The following is a 22857-nucleotide window of genomic DNA, read 5'->3' on the forward strand; positions in this document are numbered from 1 at the left end:
GTTAGCACGATAACATGCAGAATCTCACCGCCTAACGTTAGCATAATGTGACATTCTTGGCTACCGTTCTGCACACTTTGTGCTGCAGCCACGCATCAGATATGCGACAATCCGCAGGCCCGGGCGCTCCTCTACCCGGCAGAGCGCGGATCCACTCATGGGCGGCACACAGAAAAAGGCGATCCTTCGCATGCAGGACGGCTCCTGGCTGGCCGGCTACCTGCCTGCAGGCGACTTTGTACGTGCCGGTGCCGTCGAACTGCTGGACCTCTCCGCCAGGCGACAAACCATTGTTCTTCAGTCACTTCGCTGGATCTGCTTTGTGCGCGACTTCAACTCTGGCGAGCCTGCCAACCCCGAACGCCTGCTGCGCACCACCTTTGCATCCCGTCCCCGACTGGCTGGGCTGTGGCTACGACTGACCCTGACCGACAACAGCGAACTTGAAGGCGTGGCCGCCAACGATGCCACCCTGCTGGACCCGAATGGGTTACTGCTGACCCCGCCGGATACCCGCTCCAACACGCAGCGTCTGTTCATTCCGCGCTCCAGCGTGCGCGAGTTCACCGTGATTGCCGTCGTCGGCACCGCCACCGCGCAACGCAAGCCACCAGCCGTCGCTCCCGATCGCCGCGCCGGCCAGGGCGACCTCTTCTCCGCTGCCAATCCCAAGGCGGTCTGAGCCGGCCGGCGCTTTCGACGCGGCGATTACCATGCCAAGCATGAGACTTAGCGACCTGGCCGACCGCCTCGGGGCCACGCTTCACGGGGACGGCGAGCTCGAGATTCGCGGTGTCGCCGGCATCGAGGACGCCGGCCCCGGCGAGCTCACCTTTCTTTCGAACCCCCGGTATGCCCCGCTCGCTCACACCACCCGCGCCAGCGCCGTTCTGGTCGAGCCGGACTTCTCCGACATTCCAGCTGCCACGCTGCGGCTCAAGAACCCCTACCTCGCGTTTGCCCGCGCACTGGAGCTATTTCACCCCATGCCGACGTACGCGCCCGGCATTCACCCCACGGCGGTCATCGACCCCACGGCACGCATCGGACGAGACGCGCACATCGGGGCGTATGTCGTCGTGGGCGAAGACGTCGTGCTTGGCGATGGCTCTGTGCTGCTGCCCCACGTCGTGCTCTACCGCGGGGTGCAGGCCGGCAGCGCACTGTTTGCGCATGCGCACTCTATCGTTCGCGAGCACTGCGTGCTGGGTGACCGCGTCATCCTCGGCAATGGCGTCGTGGTCGGTGGCGATGGCTTCGGCTTCGCCAAGCGCGAAGACGGCGGCTGGCACAAGATCCCACAGTCCGGGCCAGTGCGCATCGGCAGCGATGTCGAGATCCAGGCCAATGCCTGCATCGACCGCGCCAGCGTCGGTGCGACCGTGATCGCGGATGGCGCGAAGATCGACAACCTGGTTCAGGTCGGTCACGGCTCGAGCGTGGGCGAGAACACGCTCCTGTGTTCGCAGGTCGGGCTTGCCGGATCGACCGAGATCGGCCGCAACGTGATTCTCGCTGGACAGGTTGGCGTCGCCGGACATTGCCGAATCGGTGATGGTGTCATCGCGACGGCACAATCGGGTATCCCGAACGACGTCGCTGCAGGTAAGGTCGTCAGTGGCTATCCGGCGATCGACAATCGCCAGTGGCTGCGTGCGTCGGCTGCCTTCCTTCGCCTGCCGGATCTTGTTCGTCGCATGCGCAGTGTCCCCGGGTCCCGTGATCCGCAGAGCGATCGGGAAGATAGCAATCCGCAGAAATAAAAGAGAGGAGCGAGGAAGCACGGCAGCGCTCGCGTGCATCCGCGCATCAGATTCTGTCAATGTCCGACATCGAAGAGATCAGACCTGCTGGGGGTGTGGCCGAGGCTGTGCAGGAAGCTCCTGTCCGCGTACTGCTGCTGGATGATCACCCGGAGAACCTGCTCCTGCGCTCGACCATTTTGCGTAAGCACGGCTACGTCGCGGAGACGGCTGACTCCGTCGAGGCCGCGCAGCAACTGTTGGACAACATCGACATCGCTGTCCTCGACTACCACCTCGGCGCAGGCCGCTTCGGCACCGACGTGGCCGCCGAGCTGCGCGAACGCCGGCCCGAAGTCCCGATCATCATTCTGTCGGCCACCCTCGAGCGTCGCTTCGGCGGGGTCGAGGACATGCACCTGCTCAAGGGCTACAGCTCGATCGACGATCTCGTCACCGCGCTGCGATCGTTTGAAGCCAAGCGCCGTGGCAAGCCGGTCGTCGTCGACGCGCGCGACTTCTTCTACTCGCGGATCAACATGGCGATGGGCGATGACATCGTGCTCGAGATCCTCGACGCGAACGGCAACTGGCAGTACGTGAACGAGACATGCGCACGCCTGCTGGAGCAGCCGCGCGACTGGTTCCCCGGCAAGAACATGTTTGTCGAGATGCCCGAGCTGGCCACCGACTGGCGCGACATCCTGCACACGGTCGCCGTCGATCGCGAGACCTATATCGACCGCACCTACCGCGGACTGCTGAACCTGCCGCGCAAGGGCGAGGGCTGGGTGTGGAATGTGCTCGCCTTCCCCATCAAGCTGCACAACAACCAGACCGGTGTCGTGCTGACGGCGCGCATCCTTGAACGGAAGACCACGCTCTGATGCGGCAACCCCTCCTGCTCTCCCTTTCCGTGCTGCCGCTGCTGGCCGCCGGCTGTCATGCGCGCCCCGACCCGGGCGCACCCACGGCTCCCTTTCAGATCACCGTGCATAACCAGGGCGGCGACATCCATCAGATGGAGGTCGACTACCCAAACGCCAGCTTTGGCCGGGACTACATGCCCTCCGGTGGCACCTACAGCTACACGCCGAAGCTGATCGGCTCCGGCCCGCTCAAGATCAGCTTCAACGATGCCGGTGGCAAGAACCACACCGCGACCGGCCCGGTGCTGAACGACCAGATGCGCGCCACGCTGATCATCTCGATTGGTGAAGATGAGGGCATCATTTTTCAGGGCCTGCCGCAGCCCGGTCGTTAGCACCGCGATCAGAATCGTCACTGCGAGAAGAACGTTGTCCGCCCTGGCCAGCTATCACATGCGCTGTTGGGGCGCGACTCTCACGCCGGATCGGAGGTGCCGCACTCGATGAGCACGCCTCCCGACCCTCGCCTGCCTGACTCTCGCCTGCCCGAAGCTCCAGCGCGGCTTGCGCCCTCCACCCGGGCCGCTCACGCCCCTGCATCGCAGCACCTGCGCACAGCCGGCTCGGCACTGGCTAGCTGGTGGCGCGCGGTGTCGATCGAGGCACTGTGCGTTGCGATCCTTTGGCTGATCGGGCTCGAAATCCTGCACGTGCCGCTCGCGCCCGCATGGGCTCTGGTCGCCGGGCTGATGGCGTTTGTTCCCAACGTCGGCGGCGTCATCGCGCTGATCGGCCCCGTGTTCAGCATTCTGTTTACGGGTCGTGATCTCTACCGGCTCGGGTTCCTTTTCGGCATGTACGCGCTCATCGTCATCATCGACCAGCTCGCGCTCCAGCCGTGGCTGATGAAGCGCACAACCCGTGTGCCGGTGTGGGCATCGATTCTCGTGCCGATTGCGCTCGGGATCGTGGTTCCCTTCTGGGGTGTGCTGCTGGCGCCCCCGCTGCTGGCCGTCCTCTACGCCTTTCGGCGGCCGAAGCAGCGCTAGCCTCCCGTCCCGCGCTGTCCGCAAGCGAACAGCTCTTTTTGCTTCCGGACACTCCCGTCGTTCTGTCGCCAGTGTTCGGCGGTCCGTTTGTGGCACCGCGCGTGCTCTTCCATACGGCGAAAGGACCCTCCCATGCCGTCCTATGAACGTGTTCGTGATGTCGTGACCGGTGCGTTTCCGCAGGATGTGATCGAGCAGCGACGCCAAGGCGGCTGGCAACTCGTATCCCTGGACTGGCGGCGCGAGTTGCCGGGCGATGAGCCGCCGAGCGCTGGCGCGTTCGCTGACGAGATCCCATACGGACTACGCATCTCTGACGATGGGCAGCGGCTCGAGATCGATACGCAAGAGAACCTCGTGCTCCTGCAGATGATGCAGCTGCTCGCGCAGGACTTCTCTTACTCAAGCATCGTCGGCGATCTGAACGAGAAGGGCTACCGCACCCGCGAGGGCCGCCCCTGGTCGCGCGTGGCCGTGTTCAACATGATCCCGCGGCTGATCGAAGTTGGCCCGCGCATGTTCTCGTCGAAGGAGTGGGAAGAGCGTCGTCTGCAGTTCGCAAAGATGGTGTGACGAGGCTGGCGGCGACGCTGAGAGATCCTGTTCTGAGTGCTACAATCGGGTGTCCCGGCGCGCTGCCTGCATCACCAATGGCGGCTTGCCGACCAGTCATCGCACGCAGCAGAGGTCCTATGTCCGGCCACTCCAAATGGGCCACAATCAAGCACAAGAAGGGCGCGCTGGACGCCAAGCGCGGCAAGATCTTCACCCGTCTGATCAAGGAAATCACCATGGCCGCTCGCGGCGGCGGTGATCCCGATGGCAATCCGCGCCTGCGCACCGCCATCCTCGCGGCGAAAAACGAGAACATGCCGCAGGACAACATCAAGCGCGCGATCCAGCGCGGCACCGGCGAGCTGCCGGGTGCGCTCTACGAAGAGATCACCTTCGAGGGCTACGGTCCGGGCGGCGTCGCCGTCATCGTCGAGACCTCGACTGACAATCGCAACCGTACGGTGAGCGAAGTGCGTCACTCGTTCGCGAAGAACGGCGGCAATCTCGGCTCGGAAGGTTCGGTGCGCTTCCTGTTCTCAAAGAAGGGCCTGATCGCCGTGCCCAAGGAGAACGCCGACGAAGACAAGCTCATGAACCTGGTGCTTGAGAACGGCGGCGACGACCTGAATGACGAAGGCGACACCTGGGAGATCCTGACCGACCCGGCCGCATTCAACGCTGTGCTCGAAGCCATTCGCGCGGCCAAGATCGAGACTGCGATGGCTGAGATCACCATGATCGCCAGCACCTATACCAAGCTCGAAGGCGCACCGGCCAACCAGATGATTCGCCTGCTCGAGGCGCTCGAAGATCACGACGACGTGCAGAACGTCTACTCCAACTTCGACATGGACGCGAAGCAGATGGAAGAAGTCGCTGGCTAACCACCGGCTGCCGCACACCGAAGGCCGCCCGCTGCCGGCGGCCTTCTTTCTGTCACCTTCGCTGCTCGCTCACGTCTCATTGAAGAACTCCGGCGCGCTCGCGCATCCGATACGACGCATGCAAACAATCTGCCGACTTCCGCTAGCCGTCGCGCTGGCCTCCACTCTCGCTCTGCCTCTGGCTGCTCAGTCCAGCAGCCGCACGAGCACGACCTCGCAGACTGCGACTCTCTCTCCGGTGCAGGATGTGCTCTCGCGCCGCGCGTGGAACTACGGCGTGTTCTTCGACGGCGGGTTCAGCGCCCGCAACAAGCCGGACTTTCGCTTCCTGAACGCAGGTGGACGCGTCGGCAAGATTCTTACCGATCCGATCGGGCCCAGCATCCTGCGTGGGCAGTTCGAGTACAGCGCGGAGCTGATGCCGTGGTGGCAGGGCTACACCAGCCCGTTCAATCGCTACAACCTGACCGCGACCAGCAACCCCGGTGTGGCCGCGATCCAGGGACCCTATCGCACCGGCGGCACCTACAACGGCGTCAGCACGACGCCGATCATCTTGCGCTGGGATCTGCAGGGCACCAAACGCATCCTGCCATTCGTGCAGGGCGCGGGCGGGCTGATCTGGACCAATCACAAGTTTCCGCCTGTCGGCCCCTTTCCGCTGCCCGGCCACCAGGGCACCAGCGTCTGGAACTTCACGCCGCAGTTCGGCGTCGGCGTGCAATACTTTCTCGCGCCGCGGCGTTCGCTCACCTTCAACGCCAACGCGGTCCACATCTCGAACGCCTCGCTCGGCGACGCCAACCCGGGCGTGAACGCGACCGTGCAGTTCCAGATCGGCTACAGCTGGTGGAAGTAGTGCGAGCGATGCCCCGTCCATGACTCGTCCAACGACGCATCCGGTGATCGAATGCGTGCCCAACTTCTCTGAGGGGATGAACAGCGAGCGGGTGCTGGCCATCGTGCGCGCCATGCAGGTGCCCGGCGTGTCGCTGCTCGACTGGTCGCAGGACGCGGATCACAACCGCTCGGTGGTCACCATCGCGGGACCGCCCGCGGCGGTCGTCGAAGCAGCGATCCTCGGCGCCGGCAAGGCAGCAGAGCTGATCGACCTGACCCGGCAGACGGGTGTGCACCCCCGCATCGGCGCGGCCGACGTCATTCCGTTCGTGCCCGTGCGCGATATCTCGCTCGAGCACTGCGCACTGCTCGCCCGCCAGGCTGGCGAGGAGATCTGGCGTCGTTACAGCGTGCCGGTCTACTTCTACGAGGCGGCTGCCGCCCGCCCGGACCGCTCGCGGCTCGAAGATGTGCGGCTCGGCCAATTCGAAGGGCTGCGCGATGCGGTTCGTCGCGACCCGGGCCGACGTCCTGACGTCGGCGGCCCGGACCTGCACGCGACCGCCGGCGCCAGTGTGGTGGGCGCGCGGCGCTTCCTGATCGCCTGGAACGTGTTTCTCGACAGGCCTGACGTGGCCCTCGCCCGTTCGCTGGCACGCGAAATTCGTGATTCCGGGGGCGGGCTGAAGGGCGTCAAAGCCTTGGGCGCCATGGTGCGTGGCCGCGCCCAGATCTCGATGAACCTGACCGACTTCCGCGTCACCCCGCCCAGCGCCGTCTTTGCCGACCTGCGCCGCCGAGTGGAAGGCCGTGGCGCCCGGATCATCCAGGGCGAGCTGATCGGGCTGATCCCGGAGGCTGCAGTTGAGCAGGACAGCGAGTGGCTGCGTCAATTAGAGGACTTCTCGGCCGAAACCAAGGTCCTCGAGCGCCGGATGGAACATCCGCTGCCCTGGCCCTGAGCCCCAGGTTCGATGCCGCAGTAACAAAGAGGGCGTAACCGGGTTGTCACCCGGAAGTGATAGAGAGAGCGCCGCCACACCGCCGTAAGATAGATAGTCGAGCGGTGTCTCTGGCGCCGATGCGCGAAGGAAGCTGGTTCTGATGATGAAGACCCTTGGAAAGCTCGTTGGTAGTGCCCTGCTCGTTCTTGGAATGGCCGCGTTGCCCGCTGCGGCTGCACAGCTCAGCGCCGACGCCCGGGCCGCCATCCCCCGCGACGTGCAGCAGTTGATCGTGATCGACTACCGCGCCATGCAGAACTCGCCCGCCGCCATGCAGCTCAAGGGCAAGGTCATGCCCCCGGAGCTGAAGAACCTGGAGCAGGCGTTGCAGGTCTCCGGCCTGAATGACAACCACGATGTCGACGAGCTGGCGTTCGCCTCCTTCCGCACCAAGGGATCGGGCGAGTCGACGCGCATCGTTGGCGTGGCGCAGGGCCAGTTCTCGGTCGACGAGATCATGGCCAACTTCAAGAAGAAGAAGATCAAGCCGGTAGCGCTGCGCGACAACCGTGTCTACCCGCTCGGCGCGTCGGGCATGCAGGTCGTCTTTCTCAACCCGACCACGATGATCTTCGGTCAGCACGACTCGCTGATCAACGCGCTCGATACGCGTGACGGGCTGCAATCGAGCCTGCTGACCAACAACACAATGGGCGACATGATCTCGTCCGTTCAGGATGAGCCGCTGTGGAGCGTGCTCGACCAGAAGGGTACGCAGACGATGATGCAGTCGCTGCTCGGCCAGGGCGCCAGCCTGGGCGACTACGACACTATCAAGAAGCGGATCCTCAGCTCCTGGTACACGATGGACTTCCAGAACGGTGTGAAGTTCAACCTCGACGTGCTGACGCCGGATACCTTCACCGCTGCGAGCATCGCTTCCCTGCTGAACGCTGCCGCGCTCTACAAGAAGATGAGCGGCACGGACATCGAGAAGCAGGCGCTCGACGGGACGAAGATCGACTCCAACTCCGGCAAGCTGATCGTCAGCTACTCCTCCAGCGATCGCCAGTTCGCGACGCTGCTGCAGTCGAGCCTCTTCCAGTCGGTCGTCCACTAGACGCACTGGCACCTGAAGACACAAGGGCGCCGCACTCGCGGTGCCCTTTGTGCTGTACGCGCCTGCACAACTCTCTGGCCGAACCGATAGGGGCTCTCACCGGCGGCCGCCGGCACATCGGCGCGAGGCGCTCTCACCGGCTTCGCTGATTTGCGTATCTTTTCGAGCCGGAACTGCGAACCACGTGTCATAATCGGACGCCTTCAAGCCAGCAGCTTAATCAACGGTTCTCCCCCGGATTCCGCTGCTGTTTCGTTTACGTCCATAGCATTGGGCCCACCAGCGGTCTGTAATCCCCTCTCGGTTCCTGGAGGGTCCGGATCACACAACAGCCCCCTGCTTCCAGATAGCCCTGCAGCTAAACGATTTGGTTTCCTGAGGTGTCGGATGTTGAAGAGGAATTGGGCTACGGGAAAGTTGGCGAGGCTGGTGAGCCTGGCCGCAGCGGTGCTACTAACGACCGCCTCCTACGCGGAAAACAATGGGGGGAGTCCGCATCAGGTTAGCAGCGGACCCCAAAGCGATAAGGTGCTCTACATCTGGGCGCAGGACGAAGCGCATATCGCTCCAGACTTCCTTGCTGTGGTCGATTTCAACGAGGAATCTGCGAAATATGGGCAGGTCATCAACGTTGTACCGCTGCCGCCGCCCGGCAACATTGGGAATGAGCCGCACCACTGCCATCTCAATTCAAACAAGACGATCTTAGGGTGCGGCGGACTGCTGAGCCTGCTCAAGAATCAGAACGGAATTTTCTTCTTCAACGTCGCGGACGCGAAGAAGCCGAAGTTCATGTTCTCTGCGAAAGCCGTTGAATCGAGCATGACCGACGACTTCCTGCCCATCGAGAACGGTGGATTTCTCATTACACAGATGGGCTCATCGACCGGCATGGCACCTGGCCGGGTTGCAGAGTTCGATGGCCGTATGCGCTTCGTGGCGAACCACTTCGGACTTATGTCGATGTTTCAGGAATGGCCTGAAACCGCGCCTCTGGACGGGTTTAACCCTCACGGTATCTCGGCGCGTCCGGATCTGAATTTGATGATGACCTCGGACTTCCTCATGCCGAGTAGCACATTGATGGGTTCCATGGGGCCGGTCCTGCGAGGGTCTGTCCGTATCTGGGACTATCGAGAACGCAAAATCACGAAGACCGTCGACCTGTTCGCGCCGGACGGCACTCCTGCGCAAGGCACGATGGACGTGAAGATGCTTCCGTACGATTCGCATGGCTATGGGTACACGTCCGGCATGTTTGACGGCCACGTGTACCTGATCGATCCTGAGCATGGCCGCGGCACTCCCGTATTTGACCTCTCCACGGTCGAGCCTCATGTAGACACGCCGGTCCGCGGTGGCATGGGGCAGATCATGGCGACGCCGCAATCTGGCGACCGGCTCATCCTGGGTACATTCATGGCAGGACAAGTCGTTATGCTGGACGTCAGCAATCGTTTTAATCCGAAGCAGCTCTCCGTGGTGAGTTTCGGCGCGAATGCCGGGCCGCACAACCTGGTACTGAACGACGACGATAGCCGACTTGTGATCACCGACTACTTCCTGAATGAAGACGCCGCCGGGATCATTCACTTCGAAGGCGACCACAAAGTCCACGTGCTCAAAGTCACGCACGATACGCTGACCGAAGACAACCGATTCAAACTGGACTTCAATACGGCATTCAAGACAGGTCCAGCGCGTCCTCACGGCATTGCGATGAAGTAAGCTCGTGTTCTCGACCGGCCGCCCAGGTCAAACTGTCTCTTCGAGCGCGCTCGAAGAGATGAAAGAATTGACCCGAACAGGGCTGGTTGGGACCACCTTGCCGACAGAGTCCGCCCGGTGGACGCAGGAGGGTGCTCCGCCGCTGGCCCACCCTCGCCGGGGAGGGGCGTCGCCTGTCACCTCCTCCTTGCCGCGCTTTGCTACGCTAGAGGCATGAAATTTGGCGTCCTCGTCTTTCCCGGTTCGAACTGCGACCATGACACCTTCCACGTCATTGCGGAGGTGGCGCGCCGGCCCGTGACCATGCTGTGGCACGAGTCGGAAGACCTCGAGGGCTGCGACGCCATTCTCATCCCCGGCGGCTTCGCCTACGGCGACTACCTCCGCACCGGCGCCCTTGCCCACTTCGCGCCCATCATGCAGTCGGTCAAGCGCTTCGCGGCCTCCGGCGGTCTCGTGCTCGGCATCTGCAACGGCTTCCAGATCCTCTGCGAGTCCGGCATGCTGCCCGGCGCGCTGATGCGCAATGCCGGCCTGAAATACGTCTGCCGCCAGGTCCACCTGCGCACCGAGACCAGGGATTCGCCCTTCACCAGCCGCCTCACGCGCGGGCAGGTGCTGCAAATTCCGATCGGCCACATGGAAGGCAACTACTACTGTGACGAATCGACCCTGGCGACCCTGAAGCGGGACGACCGCGTCGCCTTCCGCTACTCGACCCCCGCGGGAGAGATCACAGCCGATGCCAATCCGAACGGCTCGCTTGAAAACATCGCCGGCATTCTGAATGAGGGTCGCAACATCCTTGGCCTGATGCCGCACCCGGATCGCTCGAGCGAGGGGCTGCTCGGCTCGGCCGACGGGCTGCTGGTCTTCCAGTCCATGATCGATGCGCTCGGCACAGGCGAACGGCAGCCAGCCGCCGCAGTCCACGCCTGATCCCATGATCGACATCCATCATCACCTGCTGCCCGGCGTCGACGACGGCGCGCCCGACCTGAACGTGTCGCTTGCCATGGTCGAGATGGCGCTGGCCGATGGCATCACCCACATTGCATGCACACCGCACGCCAGCCATCACTACCAGTACGATCCCGAGCGCAACGCCGCAGTCTTCGCCGAGCTGCAGGACGCCGTGCATGCCCGCTTCGGTGAGCAGATGACCTTAGCGCTCGGCTGCGACTTTCACCTGATGTACGACAACATCGAGGACGCGCAGCGCTACCCGACGCGCTACACCATCAACGGCCACAACTACCTGCTGGTTGAGTTTCCGGACACTGCGATCTCGCCCAACACGGCGCGCACCTTTTACGATCTGTCGCTCTCCGGCATGACGCCCGTGATCACCCACCCGGAGCGCAACCTGATCCTGTCGCGCCAGCCGGAGCGCATGTACGAGTGGATCCAGGCCGGTGCGCTGGTGCAGGTCACCGCCGCATCGCTGCTCGGTCGCTTTGGACCGATCGCCGAGCGCGCCGCGCATTGGCTGCTGGACCACCGCTGGGTCCATTTCCTGGCCACCGACGCGCACAACACCCACTCGCGCCCACCGCTGCTCAGCCCGGCGTTTGCCGCGGTCGCCGAGCGCGTGGACGCCGCCACGGCCGAGCGGCTGTGCCTGCACAACCCACGCGCCGTCTTCTACGGCGACGCCCTCGGACCGCAGCCCGAACCGGCCCCGCCACACTCGGTTGCAGGCCGGCGCGCGGCGGGCAAAGGCGGATTTTTGAGCCGTTTCTTCGGCCGCTGACGTTACCGTAGTGACTCTCTCGCCGATCCGGGTGCTGCCCGTTTCGATGTATAGACCCAACAACTTAGACCTCGTAGGCTGACGACACAGGAAAGCGAAACATGGGTGTGCTCTCTTCCAGCCGGAGGCTTGGGAGAGGCTCGCCTTCCTCGCGCCTGGACTTCCCCGCGGGACATCTTCGGTTCATCCGGGGATCCCAGATCAGGTGTGGTTTGGCGAACGGTAAGTTCGAACTGCGCAGCAAACGTTTTACCCGTCCCGGAGTGGCCGCATGAGCGACTTCCTCGCTTCGATTCTCGGTCTTGGTTTCACCCTCGTGGTCTGCCTGCTTGCTGTGCAGGCTCTGTTGAGCCCGTGGCTCCGCGTCCGGCGCAGGGGCGAAGAGGGACGGGCCAGAAAGCGCGCTCCGGAAGCCGCGCCCTCCCACACCACGCATCCAGCACCGCACATCACTGCTACCCCGGAGACCACCGTCCAGGTCGGCTGACCGTCTCGCACGGTGGCCGATGGTGACGGCGGACGTTCTCTGAAGCCGGGCTGACCCGAAGCAGCATGCCACGCCTCCATGCAACCGCCGGAGGACATCGCGCAGTACCCGTTATGCACCACGGTCTGTGCGACCATGAAGTAGCCGCATGCCTCCGCCGTCGCCGACTCCGCTGTTTCCTGCCACGCCGGTCCCGCCTCTGCCCGATGCCGGGGCGCTAACGCCCGAGCTCTCGCTGCGCGCCCTGCTCGAGCGCACCTTCGGCTTTGCGAGCTTCCGTGCCAATCAGGAAGAGGTCTGCCGCGCCGCGGTTGCCGGGCGCGATGTGCTGCTGGTCATGCCAACCGGCGCAGGCAAGTCGCTGTGCTACCAGCTTCCAGCGATCGCGCGGGGCGGCACCGCGCTGGTCATCAGCCCGCTGATCGCCCTCATGGAAGATCAGGCCGCCAAACTCTCCGCGCTCGGATTGCGGGTCGCCCGCATTCACTCCGGCATGGATCGCGCGGCCTCGCGGCAGGCCTGCGTCGACTATCTCAGCGGCAATCTGCAGTTCCTGTTCATCGCGCCGGAGCGGCTGCGCGTGCCCGGCTTCGCGGAGATGCTCGGCAAGCGCCGGCCGTCGCTGATCGCAATCGACGAGGCCCACTGCATCTCGCAATGGGGGCACGACTTCCGCCCGGACTACCGGACACTCGGCCAGCATCTGCACCTGCTCCGGCCCGCCCCCGTCCTCGCCCTGACGGCGACCGCAACCCCCGTCGTGCAGCGCGACATCCTCACCCAGCTCGGCCTCGAACAGGCGGTGCCGTTCATCCATGGCTTCCGCCGCGACAATCTCGCGATCGAAGTCGTCGAGCTTTCAAAGCCGCAGCGCACCGAGCGCGCGCTTGAGCTGCTGCGCCCGCCCGAGCATCGGCCAGCCATCGTCTATGCGCCCACGCGCCGCGATGCCGACGAATGCGCTGCTTACCTTGCGGTTCACTTCCCTGCCGCGGCTTATCACGCGGGGCTCAGCCCGGAGCAGCGCGACAATGTGCAGCGTCGCTTTCTCTCCGGCAAGCTTGACGTGGTCGTCGCCACGATTGCGTTTGGCATGGGCATCGACAAGGCCGATGTCCGCACCGTCATCCACACCGCGCTGCCCGCGAGCCTTGAAGCCTACTACCAGGAGATCGGCCGCGCGGGCCGCGATGGCCTGCCCAGCCGCACCGTCCTGATGCACTCCTTCGCCGACCGGCGCACGCACGAGTTCTTCATGGAGCGCGACTACCCGGAGATCGATGCGCTCGAGCGCATTCACAGTAGGCTGCTTGGCCCCAAGGGCAGCGCGGCGCCGGACCCGATCCATCGCGAAGAGCTGCGCTCCGCTCTGCGCATGGATGCCGAGATCTTCGAGAAGGCGCTCGAGAAGCTTTACATCCATGGCGCCGTGACGGTCACGTTTGATGAGCTCGTGAGCCCCGGCGCCGAGGTTTCAGCGTGGCGCAAGACCTACCGCTCGCAGGCCGAGCATCGGCGACTGCAGTTGGAACTGGTGACACGGTTCGCAGAAGGCCATGCCTGCCGCATGGCAGCGTTGGTCGGGCACTTCGGCGATACGGCGGACAGCCGACGCCTGTGTGGCCGGTGCGATTTCTGCTCGCCCGAACGCGCCATTGCACAGAGCTTCCGCTCGCTCAGCACCCAGGAGGAGCAGGCGGCGCGCGGCATCCTGAAGGCGCTGCGCAATGCGTCCTCGCCCTCAACCGGCCGCCTCTACAAGGAGCTCTACCCGCGCGAAGAGCTCTCGCGCAATCACTTCGACGATGTGCTTGGCGCGCTCGCGGCTGCCGGCTATGTGCGGATCGAGGATGCCAGCTTCGAGAAGGACGGTCGCCCGGTGAACTACCGCAAGGCGGCGCTCACGCGCGAGGGTGAAGACTTCTCGGAAGGTGCGCCGCTCGAGCTGAACCTGCGGGAACGCGCCGCACCAGCCAAGCGCAAGCGGCTGCGCAAAGACACCGCGGCAGAGAGCGCGCCACGCACCGCTGGCGGCAGCACATCGTCGCGGCCCCGGCCCGCACCCGAGCGGCCCGTCATCCAGCTCTCGCCCGAAGGCGAAGCGCTCGAAGCGCGACTCAAGGAATGGCGGCTCGCGCTGGCGAAGCGCGACGGCAAGCCGCCGTTCTTCATCTTCGGCGATGCGGTGCTCCGCTCGATTGCAGACGCACGGCCCACCACGCTGGCTGCGCTCGCGCGCATCAGCGGTGTGGGTGCAGCCAAACTCGAGCGCTTCGGTGCAGATATCTGCCGACTCTGCCGCGAGGGCTGACGCGCAGGGCTGATGTAGTATTCCCCGCATGCTCGCTCGTCCCCTCGCTGCCGCTGCTCTCCTGTTCCTCACCATGACCTCTGCTCAAGCGCAGTCCGCAACGCCCGCCCACAAGTGGTCCATCGTCGTGCATGGCGGGGCCGGCGTCATCGAACGCAAGTCGATGTCACCCGAGACCGAGGCCGAGTACCGCGCCGCGATGAAGACCGCGATCGAGACAGGCGCTGCCGTGTTGTCGCGCGGTGGGTCGTCGCTCGATGCCGTGCAGGCGACCATCCAGTACCTCGAGGACAATCCGCTGTTCAACTCGGGGCGAGGCGCGGTCTTCTCGTCGGAAGGAAAGAACGAGCTCGACGCGGCGATCATGGATGGCGCAACGCTCAAGGCCGGTGCGGTCGCGGGCATCACGCACACGCGGCACCCGATCGCCGCAGCGCGTGCCGTGATGGAGCAGTCGTCGTACGTGATGATCGCCGGTCATGGCGCGGATGATTTCGCCGCGAGCAAGGGCCTGGAGCAGGTGCCGCCCAGCTTCTTCTTTACCGAGCGGCGCTGGCAGGGGCTGGTCAAGCAGTTGCAGCAGGAGGGCAAGCCGGCGCCCGCGCGACCGGAAGGCGCGCCGCCCGCGCCTGACAAGCCCGTCTCTGAAATCGAACCGCCCGATGCGCACAAGTACGGCACGGTAGGCGTCGTCGCTCTCGATCATGCGGGCAACATTGCCGCGGGCACCTCGACCGGCGGCCTGCAGAACAAACTGCCCGGCCGCGTGGGCGACTCGCCCATCATCGGCGCTGGCACCTATGCATCGAATCACTCCTGCGCTGTCTCCGGCACGGGCACCGGCGAATACTTCATCCGGCTTACCATCGCGCGTGAAATCTGCGCGCTGGTCGAAGATAAGCACATGAAGCTGCAGGCCGCAGCCGACCAGGTGATCCATCAGCAGTTGCAGGATCTGCACGGCGACGGCGGCATCATCGCCATCGCGCCGGACGGTCAGGCCGTGTGGAGCTTCAACACACCCGGCATGTACCGCGCACGCATGGCAGAAGGTGGCCAGCCTACGATTGCTGTCTACAACGACGAGCCCTAATTGGGGTCAAGGTCGGCGGTAGACCACGCCGTCCTTGATCACCAGCCGCACATCCTTGACAGCCGTGATCTCGTGCGTCGGGTCGCCCGCCACGGCGATCACATCGGCCAGCATCCCCGGATGCAGTCCGCCCAGGTCCTTGCTGTGGCCGAGCACGGCAGCATCGGTCGCAGTCGCTGCCGTCAGCGCCTCGACGGGGGTCATGCCGTCACGCACCAGCCAGTCGAGCTCGCGCCAGTTGTCGCCATGGGTGAAGACACCGACATCGCTGCCGCAGCCGATCGTCACGCCGGCTTTGCGCGCCAGTGCGAAGGCATGCTCTGCCCCTTGCATGTCCTCGGTGGGCGCGCTGCCACGTTTGTAACCGTGAAAGTACTCTGAATACGCCTCGACCGCGGTCAGCGTCGGCATGTAGGCGATGTGCTTCTCGGCCATCAGGCGGAAGGTGGCCTCGCTGCCATTGTCGCCGTGCTCGATCGTGTCCACCCCGGCCAGCGCGGCGCGTCGCATGCCCTCGTCCGACGCTGCGTGCACCGCGACCGGACGACCCGTGTCGTGCGCGGCCGCGACCATCGCGTTCATCTCCGCCTGCGTAAACGTGGGCCTCGTCTCACCATTCGGACCGGTGCGGTAGTCGGCGTAGATCTTGATCCAGTCCGCACCGCGCGCGGCCTGCTCGCGCACCGCGGCTACGGCCTCTGCTTCGCCGGTCGCCTGCTGCGCACCCTGGGGCAGTTCGACATCCGGGCGGTAGTTGCGCACAGCGGGACCGTATGCTCCGGTGGCGACGATCGCGCGCGTCACCACCCACAGCCGCGGTCCGGGGATCACGCCCTCTTCGATCGCGCGCTTGATACCAACGTCGGCAAAGCCCGCGCCCTCGGTGCCAAGATCGCGCAGCGTCGTGAAGCCGGCCATCAGCGTAGCCTCGGCGTGCTTTGTCGCCACGACAGTGCGATACGCCGGCGGCTCCGTCAACACCTGCGCATCCCACAGCGTCTCGTTGTAGGGGTGGAGCAGCAGGTGCGAGTGCAGGTCCATCAATCCGGGCAGCACTGTTGCGCCGGGCAGCGCGATGCGCTCGGCATCGGGTGGCACCGTGACACTGGCGCGGGGGCCGACGGCGCGGATGGTCTTGCCGTCGATCAGCACCACCCAGCCACTGTGCAGCGGCTCGCCGGCCGTCCACACTTGTGCGGGCTCAAGCAGAATCGGGTGCGCGGGCCGTGGTTGGGCAGCAACTGCTGTAGCAGTCAGAGAAGCAAGGAGAACGCAGCGGCGAAGCATGCGTGCGAGTGTACTGTGCCGCGCCGCACCGGAAAAGCGCCCAACAGGAGAAGCCTGCCTAGCTGTAGCGCAGCCAGCGCACCAGCTCCGGCAGATTCGCACGCTTGCCGTACATCAGGATGCCGACGCGATAGATGCGCGACGCCAGCCAGAGTGCGCCCCATATGAACACGAGCAAGAGCACGACCGAGAGCGCAAGCTGCCACACCGGCGGCATCTGCGACGACAGCCGCAGATACATCACGATGGGCGTGCATGGCGGGAACAGCGATAGCAGCACGACTGGCAGTGCCGTCGGATTGCTGACGATATAGGTGATCAGCACGATGCCCACAGTCAGCGGCGCAACGATGATCATGCTGAACTGCTGCAGCTCCTGCTCACTGTTCACGCACGCGCCGACCGCGGCAGCGATCGCGCTGTAGAAGAAGAAGCCCAGCAGGAAGTAGACGAGAAAGAACGCGAACTGCAGCGGATGAATGCCAAACGCGCCGGGTCCGCCCTGCGCCAGTGCAGCGCCCGCCTGCGACGCAAGCAGCACAAGAGCAGCCGCGATCCAGATACCGAGTTGCGTCAGCCCCGCCGCGCCAACGCCAAGCAGCTTGCCTGCCATCAGCGTCTGCGGCTCAGTGGTCGAGAGCAGCACTTCGTAGATGCGCGATGTCTTCTCTTCCACGACGGAGCGCGCCACGTTCATGCCGTAGAACACGACCGTGAAGTAGAGCAGAAACATCATCGCGTACGCGCCGAAGAAGCTCTTCATCGAGTTCGCCGGCACCACTTTCCCGCCTCTGACCTGCAGCGTCTCGAAGACGACTGGCTGCTGGATCGCGCTGATCTCGGCCGCGCTCGCCCCGTGATCCTGGAGTTGCAGGCGCTCGCTGGCGCGCATCACCGCGTCATCCAGCCCGCTGGCAGCAAACAGATCGCCGGCGGAGCGCAACACCAGCTGCGCCTTCGCCACACGGCCGCCCTCCTGCTCCAGCCACACATAGCCGTCCAGCTGGCGCGTCTCGACGCGCTTCGTCAGCGCTTCGCGATCTGCCTCCGTTGCAGGAGCGACGATCTTGGCGATCGGCTGCTTGCTGTGCGCGCTCGCATGCTCGTGCATCTCCTGCGCCACCTCGCGTGCCAGCCCAGCATTGTTCGAAGCGATGACGAGCGTCTTCGCTCCGGAACCGAGCCGGGCCGCGCCCATGCTGCCCGCCATCAGCACACCGATGCTGATGGGAAACAGGATCGTCATCACTAGGAAGGCCCGGCTGCGCACCCGTTCCATGTATTCGCGCTTCGCGATCAGCAGCACATCACGCATCGGCCCTGCCCCCCACGGTGCGAATGAAGATCTCCTCAAGCGAAGGCTCGACCACCTCGAAACGCTGAATCTGCGCGCCACTTGCTGCAAGGCGCAGCAGCGCCTGCGGGTCGGTCCCATTGGTCAGCCGGAATTCCGCGCGTCCTGCAAACTCCCGCAGATCGGCGATCCCCGGCGTATCCAGGAACGAGCGATCGCCGCTGTACTCGATCACAATGCGGTCGCGCGCGAAGCGTGATTTAACGCTGCGCATCGTGCCTTCAAGCACTGCCTCGCCGCCATTCACCAGGCAAATGGCGTCGCACAGCTTCTCCACCTGGTCCATGCGGTGCGTCGAGAACAGGATGGTCTTGCCGCGCCGCTTCTCCTCGAGCAGCGTCTGCTCGAGCAACGACGCATTCACCGGGTCGAGCCCCGAGAAGGGCTCATCCATGATGATCAGGTCCGGATCGTGCAGCAGCGTCGCGATGAACTGGATCTTCTGCTGCATGCCTTTCGACAGCTCCTGCGTTTTCTTTTCGATCGCCTCCGTGATGTCGAGGCGCTTGCACCATGAACGCGCTCGGCTCTCCGCGTCACCTGCGCTCAGCCCGTGCAACTGGCCCATGAAGATGAGCTGGTCGATTACCGTCATGCGCTTGTAGAGCCCGCGCTCTTCTGGCAGATACCCGACACGGCGCAGCAGCTCGCGGTGGAAGGGCTCTCCAAAGAGCTGCACCGTCCCGGAGTCGGGCAGCGTCATCCCGATCATCATGCGGATCGTGGATGTTTTCCCCGCGCCATTGGGGCCGAGCAGCCCGAACAGCATGCCGGGCTCGATCGCAAGGCTCAGTTCGCGAACGGCTATCTTGGCGCCATACGCCTTGACGACCCGGTTCAGTGCAACGATCGGTTGAGTTCCCATGTTTGCAGACGAAGTGGCTCAGTCTAGCAAACGCAGTGACGGCCGCCGTTCAAACAATGAAGGCGGCCGTCACTTTTCTTCAGAATGAGTCCCTGCTTAGGACAGGCTGTCGTCGAAACCGCCCCCACCATCGTCGAAGCCGCCGCCGTCATCGAGCGACGCATTGTCGTAGGAGCCGCTGTCGTCGAGCGTCGGAAGGTCGGTGTCGACCTGCGGGCCGCCGTCATCCGCTATCTGCACATCGTTCGCCGTGTCCTGCTGCGGATCGAGGCTGCTGTCGCCCTCACGCGCAAACTGCTGGATGTCAGCCTGGCTGGCCGCATCGCGATCGGGAGATGGCGAGTCGTAGTAGTTGTTGATGACGGTCTCTTCCGGTCGGCCTCCCGTCTCGCCGAGCCCGAAGCCGCCACCACCAAATCCGCCACCACCGAAACCGGCGCTGTGACCGAAGCCATGCATCAGCGACTCGACCCCTTCAAACGCCAGTGCGCCCGCAGCGACACCAGCCGCGGTCTGCGCTGCCGAGCGCAGAAAGCTCGATCCGCCACCGGCTACCGGGGCATACGCCTGCGGCGCACCGTAGGCTGAGGGAGCGGGCTGGGCGTACTGCGGCTGACCGTACTGCGGGACCGGCGTATAGCCGGCGCGCGCTGCGGGCTGCGCCTGCGGCGCTGGTTGATCCTTGTGCCCGAAGAGCGCACCCAAAAAGCTGCCGCTCTTCGCTGGCTCGTGCTGGGCCTGCGCCTGCTGCCGCAGCGCGGCGATTTGGGCCTGCGCCTGCTCGAGCGCGTAGGTCTGTACCAGCACAGTCTGCGCCAGCACGTACGCGGCATCGCGATTGCGAGCGGTCCACTGCTCAATGCGCTGGGCGGCCTCGGGGTCCCGCTCTTCCAGCCGCGTGCTATCCACGCGTGCCATCAGGTCGTCCAGCATCTTCTGTTCCTGCGGGGTCATGCGATCTCCTCCGGCGGCGCAGCCTGCTCCCGCTGCGCGCATCCGTGTTGTTGGATGTAAAAACGCAGGGGAGGCAGGCGCAGTTCCCGACTTAGGAGGCCACCGTCTGCAGCGCACGTACCTCTTCGCGGCGCACGGTCAGCTTGTCGATCAGCCCGGTCTTCACGGCAAAGCCGCGGCCCGGCGTGGTTGGTACGGTGATCGTGCCCTCGCTCGAGACCTCGACCGGCGGCTCGATGATGTCCTCCGCCCAGTAACGCTTCGAGGCAGAGACATCGCCGGGCAGCGTGAAGCCGGGCAGCGCCGCGAGTGCGATGTTGTGTGAGCGGCCGATGCCCGTCTCGAGCATGCCGCCGCACCACACTGGAATGCCGCGCTCCATACAGGCGTTGTGCACGGCGATGGCTTCGGAGAAGCCGCCCACGCGCCCGTTCTTGATGTTGATGATGCGGCAGGATTCCATCTCGACCGCCGCCAGCGCATCGCGCCGGTTGCGGATCGATTCATCCAGGCAGATTGCCGTCTCCATGCGCTTCTGCAGCATGGAGTGGTAGTAGAAGTCATCGGCCCACAGGGGCTGCTCGATCATCAGCAGGTTGAATCGGTCGAAGTCCGCCAGGTGGTCGAAATCGCGCATGCGGTATGCCGAGTTGGCATCGACGCTCAGCATGATCTCCGGCCAGCGCTTGCGCACGGCTTCAAGTACCGCGACGTCCCAGCCCGGCTGCACCTTCAGCTTGATCCGCTGGTAGCCCGCATTGACCTCGCGCTCGATCTTCGCGAGCTGCTGCTCGATTGTCGGCTGGATGCCGACGGAGACACCGCAGGCGATCTCCTCCTGCGTTGCGCCCAGCAATGCGGCCAGGGGCGCCTGCTCGATCTGCGCCTCGAGATCCCAGATCGCATTCTCGAGCGCCGCCTTGGCCATCCGGTTGCCACGCACCCGACGGAATGCCTTGGGACAGTCACCGCCATGCGACGGCTCGGCGGCCGCCAGCATCGGCGCCAGTTCCTGCAGCAGAACGACCCACGCTGTATCGATTGACTCTTCCGAGAAGTACGGGTGCTCACCCGCCACGCACTCCCCCCAGCCGACCAGTCCTTCCGCATGCACTTCGGCGAGCAGCACACGCCGGTCCGTGGTCGTTCCGAAGCTGGTTACAAATGGCTCAACCAGCGGCATGCGAATCTCTCGCAATACGATCGCATCGATCTTCACTCGGTCACTCCTGTCGGTTCCGCGGCCGGCGCTAGGCCGAGGTTTGGTGCGTGCTGGCAGGGGGCGACCAGCGGCTCAGTTCAAAATAGCCGTTGCCCTTTTCATCCCGGGAAAACCCGGTCACTGCAAGACCCAGCGCGAACGCATCCGCGAACCGTTTCTGATTGGCACTTTGGCGTGCCATCGCCTGGTCCGCCGTAGCGACGGACTCTTTCCACTGCATCACCTCGGCCGGCAGCTCGATCCGCTGTTCCGGATCGTGCCGTGGCGGGCGTCGGCCGGCCGCTGCCTCTGTCACCCGCTCCGAATCCAGCCACCATTCTGCATGAAGCCGGTCCGTCGGGCGTCCCCCTTGTGTTCTGGCCGTAGAGGGACCGTAGAAATTGGGGCTGTAGCTCCGGGTGATGGCGCCCAGCTTTTCGATATTGAAAAAAGAGTTTTTGATCTCAAGCGGATCGAAGGTCCACTCGATCAGCCGGATGCCCCGGCTCAGGGCGTCTTCCCGCTGCGCCAGCTTCAGCCGGCGTCCCACCCCGGTATTGCGAAACTCGGGGCGCACCGCAAGCATGTGCGAGTGCAGGAAGGGGAGGCCATGGCGCAGCCCCGGGATGGCAAGGTTGAAGCCGGCCAGCATTCCCTCAGAGGTAAAGGCCCCGATTACCTGGCCCCCGACCCGCTGCGCCACCGTGAACAGCCGGCGGGGCACAACATCGACCGGATCGTAGCCCCAGGTCGCCGTTTGCAGCGCCACACAGAGCTCCAGCTCTTCGAAACCGCGACAGTGACGAACGTCGAGCGGAGAGAGCTCCGCTACCTGGGCTGGACGTTCCGCTTGCTGGTTCATCGGCAAAGTTGAGCCTGCATGGATGAGGTGAACAGGAACGCCTCCTGATCTTACCGGACGGCCGGGCTACCCTGCTGCTTGGCAGCTTTCCACAGGTCTTCGAGCTCCGCGGCAGCCAGTTCGGTCAGGGGCCTGCCGGGAGCCTGCTCCATGTGCGCGAAACGCGTCCGAAACTTGGTATTTGTGCGCTTCAGGGCCAGTTCCGGGTCAACTTTGAGCCGACGCGCCAGGTTCACAACCGTGAAGAGCAGATCGCCCACCTCACCTTCCACGGCCTCGAGCGGAGCCCCGCTGTCGGCCTCGGCCACAATCTCGCGGCACTCCTCCTCGACCTTCTCGAGCAGTCCTTCGTGGTCTGGCCAGTCGAAGCCCACACTGGCAGCCTTCTTGCCCAGGCCCGCAGCCTCAAGCAGCGCGGGAAAGCTGCGCGGCACCCCGGCCAGGAGCGATGCATCCTGCGCGTCGCTGTCCCCAGCATTGTCTGCCGCGGCCTTCTTCTCTGCCGTTTTGATTGCGTCCCAGTTGCGCAGTACACCAATCGCATCCGTGGCCGCCCCCGTATCGACCACCGCGCGATTGCCAGCGGCGGCGCTCGCCTCGTCCCCGAAGACATGCGGGTGGCGGCGGATCAGCTTGCGGTTCAGGTGCCCGAGCACGTCCCGGATGGAAAAGTGCCCGGCCTCGTCGCCCATCTGCGCATAGAACAGCACCTGCAACAGCAGATCGCCCAGCTCTTCGGCGAGATGATCCCACTGCTCGCGTTCGATCGCGTCGAGCACCTCATATGTCTCTTCAAGCGTGTACTTGCGGATGGAAGCGAAGCTCTGCTCCCGGTCCCACGGGCAGCCATCGGGGCCGCGCAGCCGCGCCATGATGGCCACGCTCTCCGCAAACAGCGCGCCCGCATCCTCGGGTGTGTCGCTCATCTCTCCACTCTAGCCGAGGGCCGCGTCGCTTAT

At 64.6% G+C, this 22857-nt stretch carries 23 protein-coding genes; 16 read left to right on the forward strand and 7 right to left on the reverse strand.

Features of this window, described 5'->3' with window-relative positions; all coding sequences use genetic code 11:
• Nucleotides 1-157 precede the first annotated feature (157 nt).
• The 16 genes from AC5IJH_RS03525 (at nucleotide 158) to AC5IJH_RS03600 (ending at nucleotide 15375) form a co-directional block, all read left to right on the forward strand.
• On the forward strand, nucleotides 158-682 hold the full coding sequence (locus AC5IJH_RS03525) for a DUF6982 domain-containing protein (protein WP_491901413.1): 525 nt from the start codon (nucleotides 158-160) through the stop codon (nucleotides 680-682).
• 40 nt (nucleotides 683-722) lie between these two features.
• Complete coding sequence (gene lpxD, locus AC5IJH_RS03530; protein ID WP_491901414.1) at nucleotides 723-1763, forward strand: UDP-3-O-(3-hydroxymyristoyl)glucosamine N-acyltransferase; 1041 nt, start codon at nucleotides 723-725, stop codon at nucleotides 1761-1763.
• Between the two features lie 59 nt (nucleotides 1764-1822).
• Nucleotides 1823-2629 carry a response regulator gene (locus AC5IJH_RS03535; RefSeq protein WP_491901415.1) on the forward strand — a complete coding sequence of 269 codons (807 nt, stop codon included), beginning with the start codon at nucleotides 1823-1825 and terminating at the stop codon, nucleotides 2627-2629.
• Nucleotides 2629-3006 carry a hypothetical protein gene (locus AC5IJH_RS03540; protein WP_491901416.1) on the forward strand — a complete coding sequence of 126 codons (378 nt, stop codon included), beginning with the start codon at nucleotides 2629-2631 and terminating at the stop codon, nucleotides 3004-3006. The genes AC5IJH_RS03535 and AC5IJH_RS03540 overlap by 1 nt, the downstream gene beginning before the upstream one ends.
• A 108-nt stretch (nucleotides 3007-3114) precedes the next feature.
• Nucleotides 3115-3660 carry an AI-2E family transporter gene (locus AC5IJH_RS03545; RefSeq protein ID WP_491901417.1) on the forward strand — a complete coding sequence of 182 codons (546 nt, stop codon included), beginning with the start codon at nucleotides 3115-3117 and terminating at the stop codon, nucleotides 3658-3660.
• A gap of 132 nt (nucleotides 3661-3792) precedes the next feature.
• Nucleotides 3793-4233: a recombinase family protein gene (locus tag AC5IJH_RS03550; protein WP_491901418.1), complete on the forward strand. Its 441-nt coding sequence runs from the start codon at nucleotides 3793-3795 to the stop codon at nucleotides 4231-4233.
• A 119-nt stretch (nucleotides 4234-4352) separates the two neighbouring features.
• Nucleotides 4353-5099 carry a YebC/PmpR family DNA-binding transcriptional regulator gene (locus tag AC5IJH_RS03555; RefSeq protein WP_491901419.1) on the forward strand — a complete coding sequence of 249 codons (747 nt, stop codon included), beginning with the start codon at nucleotides 4353-4355 and terminating at the stop codon, nucleotides 5097-5099.
• 118 nt (nucleotides 5100-5217) lie between these two features.
• Entirely contained in the window at nucleotides 5218-5958 is a 741-nt protein-coding gene (locus AC5IJH_RS03560) for an acyloxyacyl hydrolase (RefSeq protein WP_491901420.1), read from the forward strand.
• Nucleotides 5959-5977: 19 nt separating this feature from the next.
• Nucleotides 5978-6901, forward strand: coding sequence for a glutamate formimidoyltransferase (ftcD, locus tag AC5IJH_RS03565; RefSeq protein WP_491901421.1), 924 nt, complete (start codon nucleotides 5978-5980; stop codon nucleotides 6899-6901).
• Nucleotides 6902-7043: 142 nt separating this feature from the next.
• Nucleotides 7044-8003 (forward strand): hypothetical protein, encoded by a 960-nt coding sequence (locus tag AC5IJH_RS03570; RefSeq protein WP_491901422.1) that lies wholly within the window; start codon nucleotides 7044-7046, stop codon nucleotides 8001-8003.
• Nucleotides 8004-8432: 429 nt separating this feature from the next.
• A complete protein-coding gene (locus tag AC5IJH_RS03575; RefSeq protein WP_491901423.1) occupies nucleotides 8433-9731 on the forward strand; it encodes a selenium-binding protein SBP56-related protein in 1299 nt (432 codons plus the stop codon).
• 213 nt (nucleotides 9732-9944) lie between these two features.
• Nucleotides 9945-10670, forward strand: coding sequence for a phosphoribosylformylglycinamidine synthase subunit PurQ (purQ, locus tag AC5IJH_RS03580; protein ID WP_491901424.1), 726 nt, complete (start codon nucleotides 9945-9947; stop codon nucleotides 10668-10670).
• Nucleotides 10621-11484, forward strand: coding sequence for a tyrosine-protein phosphatase (locus tag AC5IJH_RS03585; RefSeq protein ID WP_491901425.1), 864 nt, complete (start codon nucleotides 10621-10623; stop codon nucleotides 11482-11484). Before purQ ends, AC5IJH_RS03585 begins: the two co-directional genes overlap by 50 nt.
• Nucleotides 11485-11755: 271 nt before the next feature.
• On the forward strand, nucleotides 11756-11971 hold the full coding sequence (locus AC5IJH_RS03590) for a hypothetical protein (protein ID WP_491901426.1): 216 nt from the start codon (nucleotides 11756-11758) through the stop codon (nucleotides 11969-11971).
• 148 nt (nucleotides 11972-12119) lie between these two features.
• Nucleotides 12120-14282 carry a RecQ family ATP-dependent DNA helicase gene (locus AC5IJH_RS03595; protein ID WP_491901427.1) on the forward strand — a complete coding sequence of 721 codons (2163 nt, stop codon included), beginning with the start codon at nucleotides 12120-12122 and terminating at the stop codon, nucleotides 14280-14282.
• A gap of 28 nt (nucleotides 14283-14310) precedes the next feature.
• Nucleotides 14311-15375, forward strand: coding sequence for an isoaspartyl peptidase/L-asparaginase family protein (locus AC5IJH_RS03600; protein ID WP_491901428.1), 1065 nt, complete (start codon nucleotides 14311-14313; stop codon nucleotides 15373-15375).
• Between the two features lie 6 nt (nucleotides 15376-15381).
• Here AC5IJH_RS03600 and AC5IJH_RS03605 read toward each other — a convergent pair whose 3' ends face one another.
• The 7 genes from AC5IJH_RS03605 to mazG all read right to left on the reverse strand — a co-directional run bounded on the left by AC5IJH_RS03605 (nucleotide 15382) and on the right by mazG (nucleotide 22824).
• Nucleotides 15382-16662, reverse strand: a complete 1281-nt coding sequence (locus tag AC5IJH_RS03605) for a metal-dependent hydrolase family protein (RefSeq protein WP_491901429.1) — start codon at nucleotides 16660-16662, stop codon at nucleotides 15382-15384.
• A gap of 58 nt (nucleotides 16663-16720) precedes the next feature.
• Nucleotides 16721-17977, reverse strand: coding sequence for an ABC transporter permease (locus AC5IJH_RS03610; RefSeq protein ID WP_491901430.1), 1257 nt, complete (start codon nucleotides 17975-17977; stop codon nucleotides 16721-16723).
• Nucleotides 17970-18881 carry an ABC transporter ATP-binding protein gene (locus tag AC5IJH_RS03615; RefSeq protein ID WP_491901431.1) on the reverse strand — a complete coding sequence of 304 codons (912 nt, stop codon included), beginning with the start codon at nucleotides 18879-18881 and terminating at the stop codon, nucleotides 17970-17972. The genes AC5IJH_RS03610 and AC5IJH_RS03615 overlap by 8 nt, the downstream gene beginning before the upstream one ends.
• 96 nt (nucleotides 18882-18977) lie before the next feature.
• Nucleotides 18978-19835 carry a DUF2076 domain-containing protein gene (locus tag AC5IJH_RS03620; RefSeq protein WP_491901432.1) on the reverse strand — a complete coding sequence of 286 codons (858 nt, stop codon included), beginning with the start codon at nucleotides 19833-19835 and terminating at the stop codon, nucleotides 18978-18980.
• Between the two features lie 91 nt (nucleotides 19836-19926).
• Nucleotides 19927-21054 carry an o-succinylbenzoate synthase gene (gene menC, locus AC5IJH_RS03625; RefSeq protein WP_491901433.1) on the reverse strand — a complete coding sequence of 376 codons (1128 nt, stop codon included), beginning with the start codon at nucleotides 21052-21054 and terminating at the stop codon, nucleotides 19927-19929.
• Nucleotides 21055-21085: 31 nt separating this feature from the next.
• Nucleotides 21086-21898: a GNAT family N-acetyltransferase gene (locus AC5IJH_RS03630; protein ID WP_491901498.1), complete on the reverse strand. Its 813-nt coding sequence runs from the start codon at nucleotides 21896-21898 to the stop codon at nucleotides 21086-21088.
• Nucleotides 21899-21948: 50 nt separating this feature from the next.
• Nucleotides 21949-22824 carry a nucleoside triphosphate pyrophosphohydrolase gene (gene mazG, locus AC5IJH_RS03635; protein ID WP_491901434.1) on the reverse strand — a complete coding sequence of 292 codons (876 nt, stop codon included), beginning with the start codon at nucleotides 22822-22824 and terminating at the stop codon, nucleotides 21949-21951.
• Nucleotides 22825-22857: the final 33 nt, after the last annotated feature.

This window comes from Candidatus Dedyshia acidiphila (genome assembly GCF_051025295.1).
Classification (GTDB): Bacteria; Acidobacteriota; Terriglobia; order Terriglobales; family Acidobacteriaceae; genus KBS-83.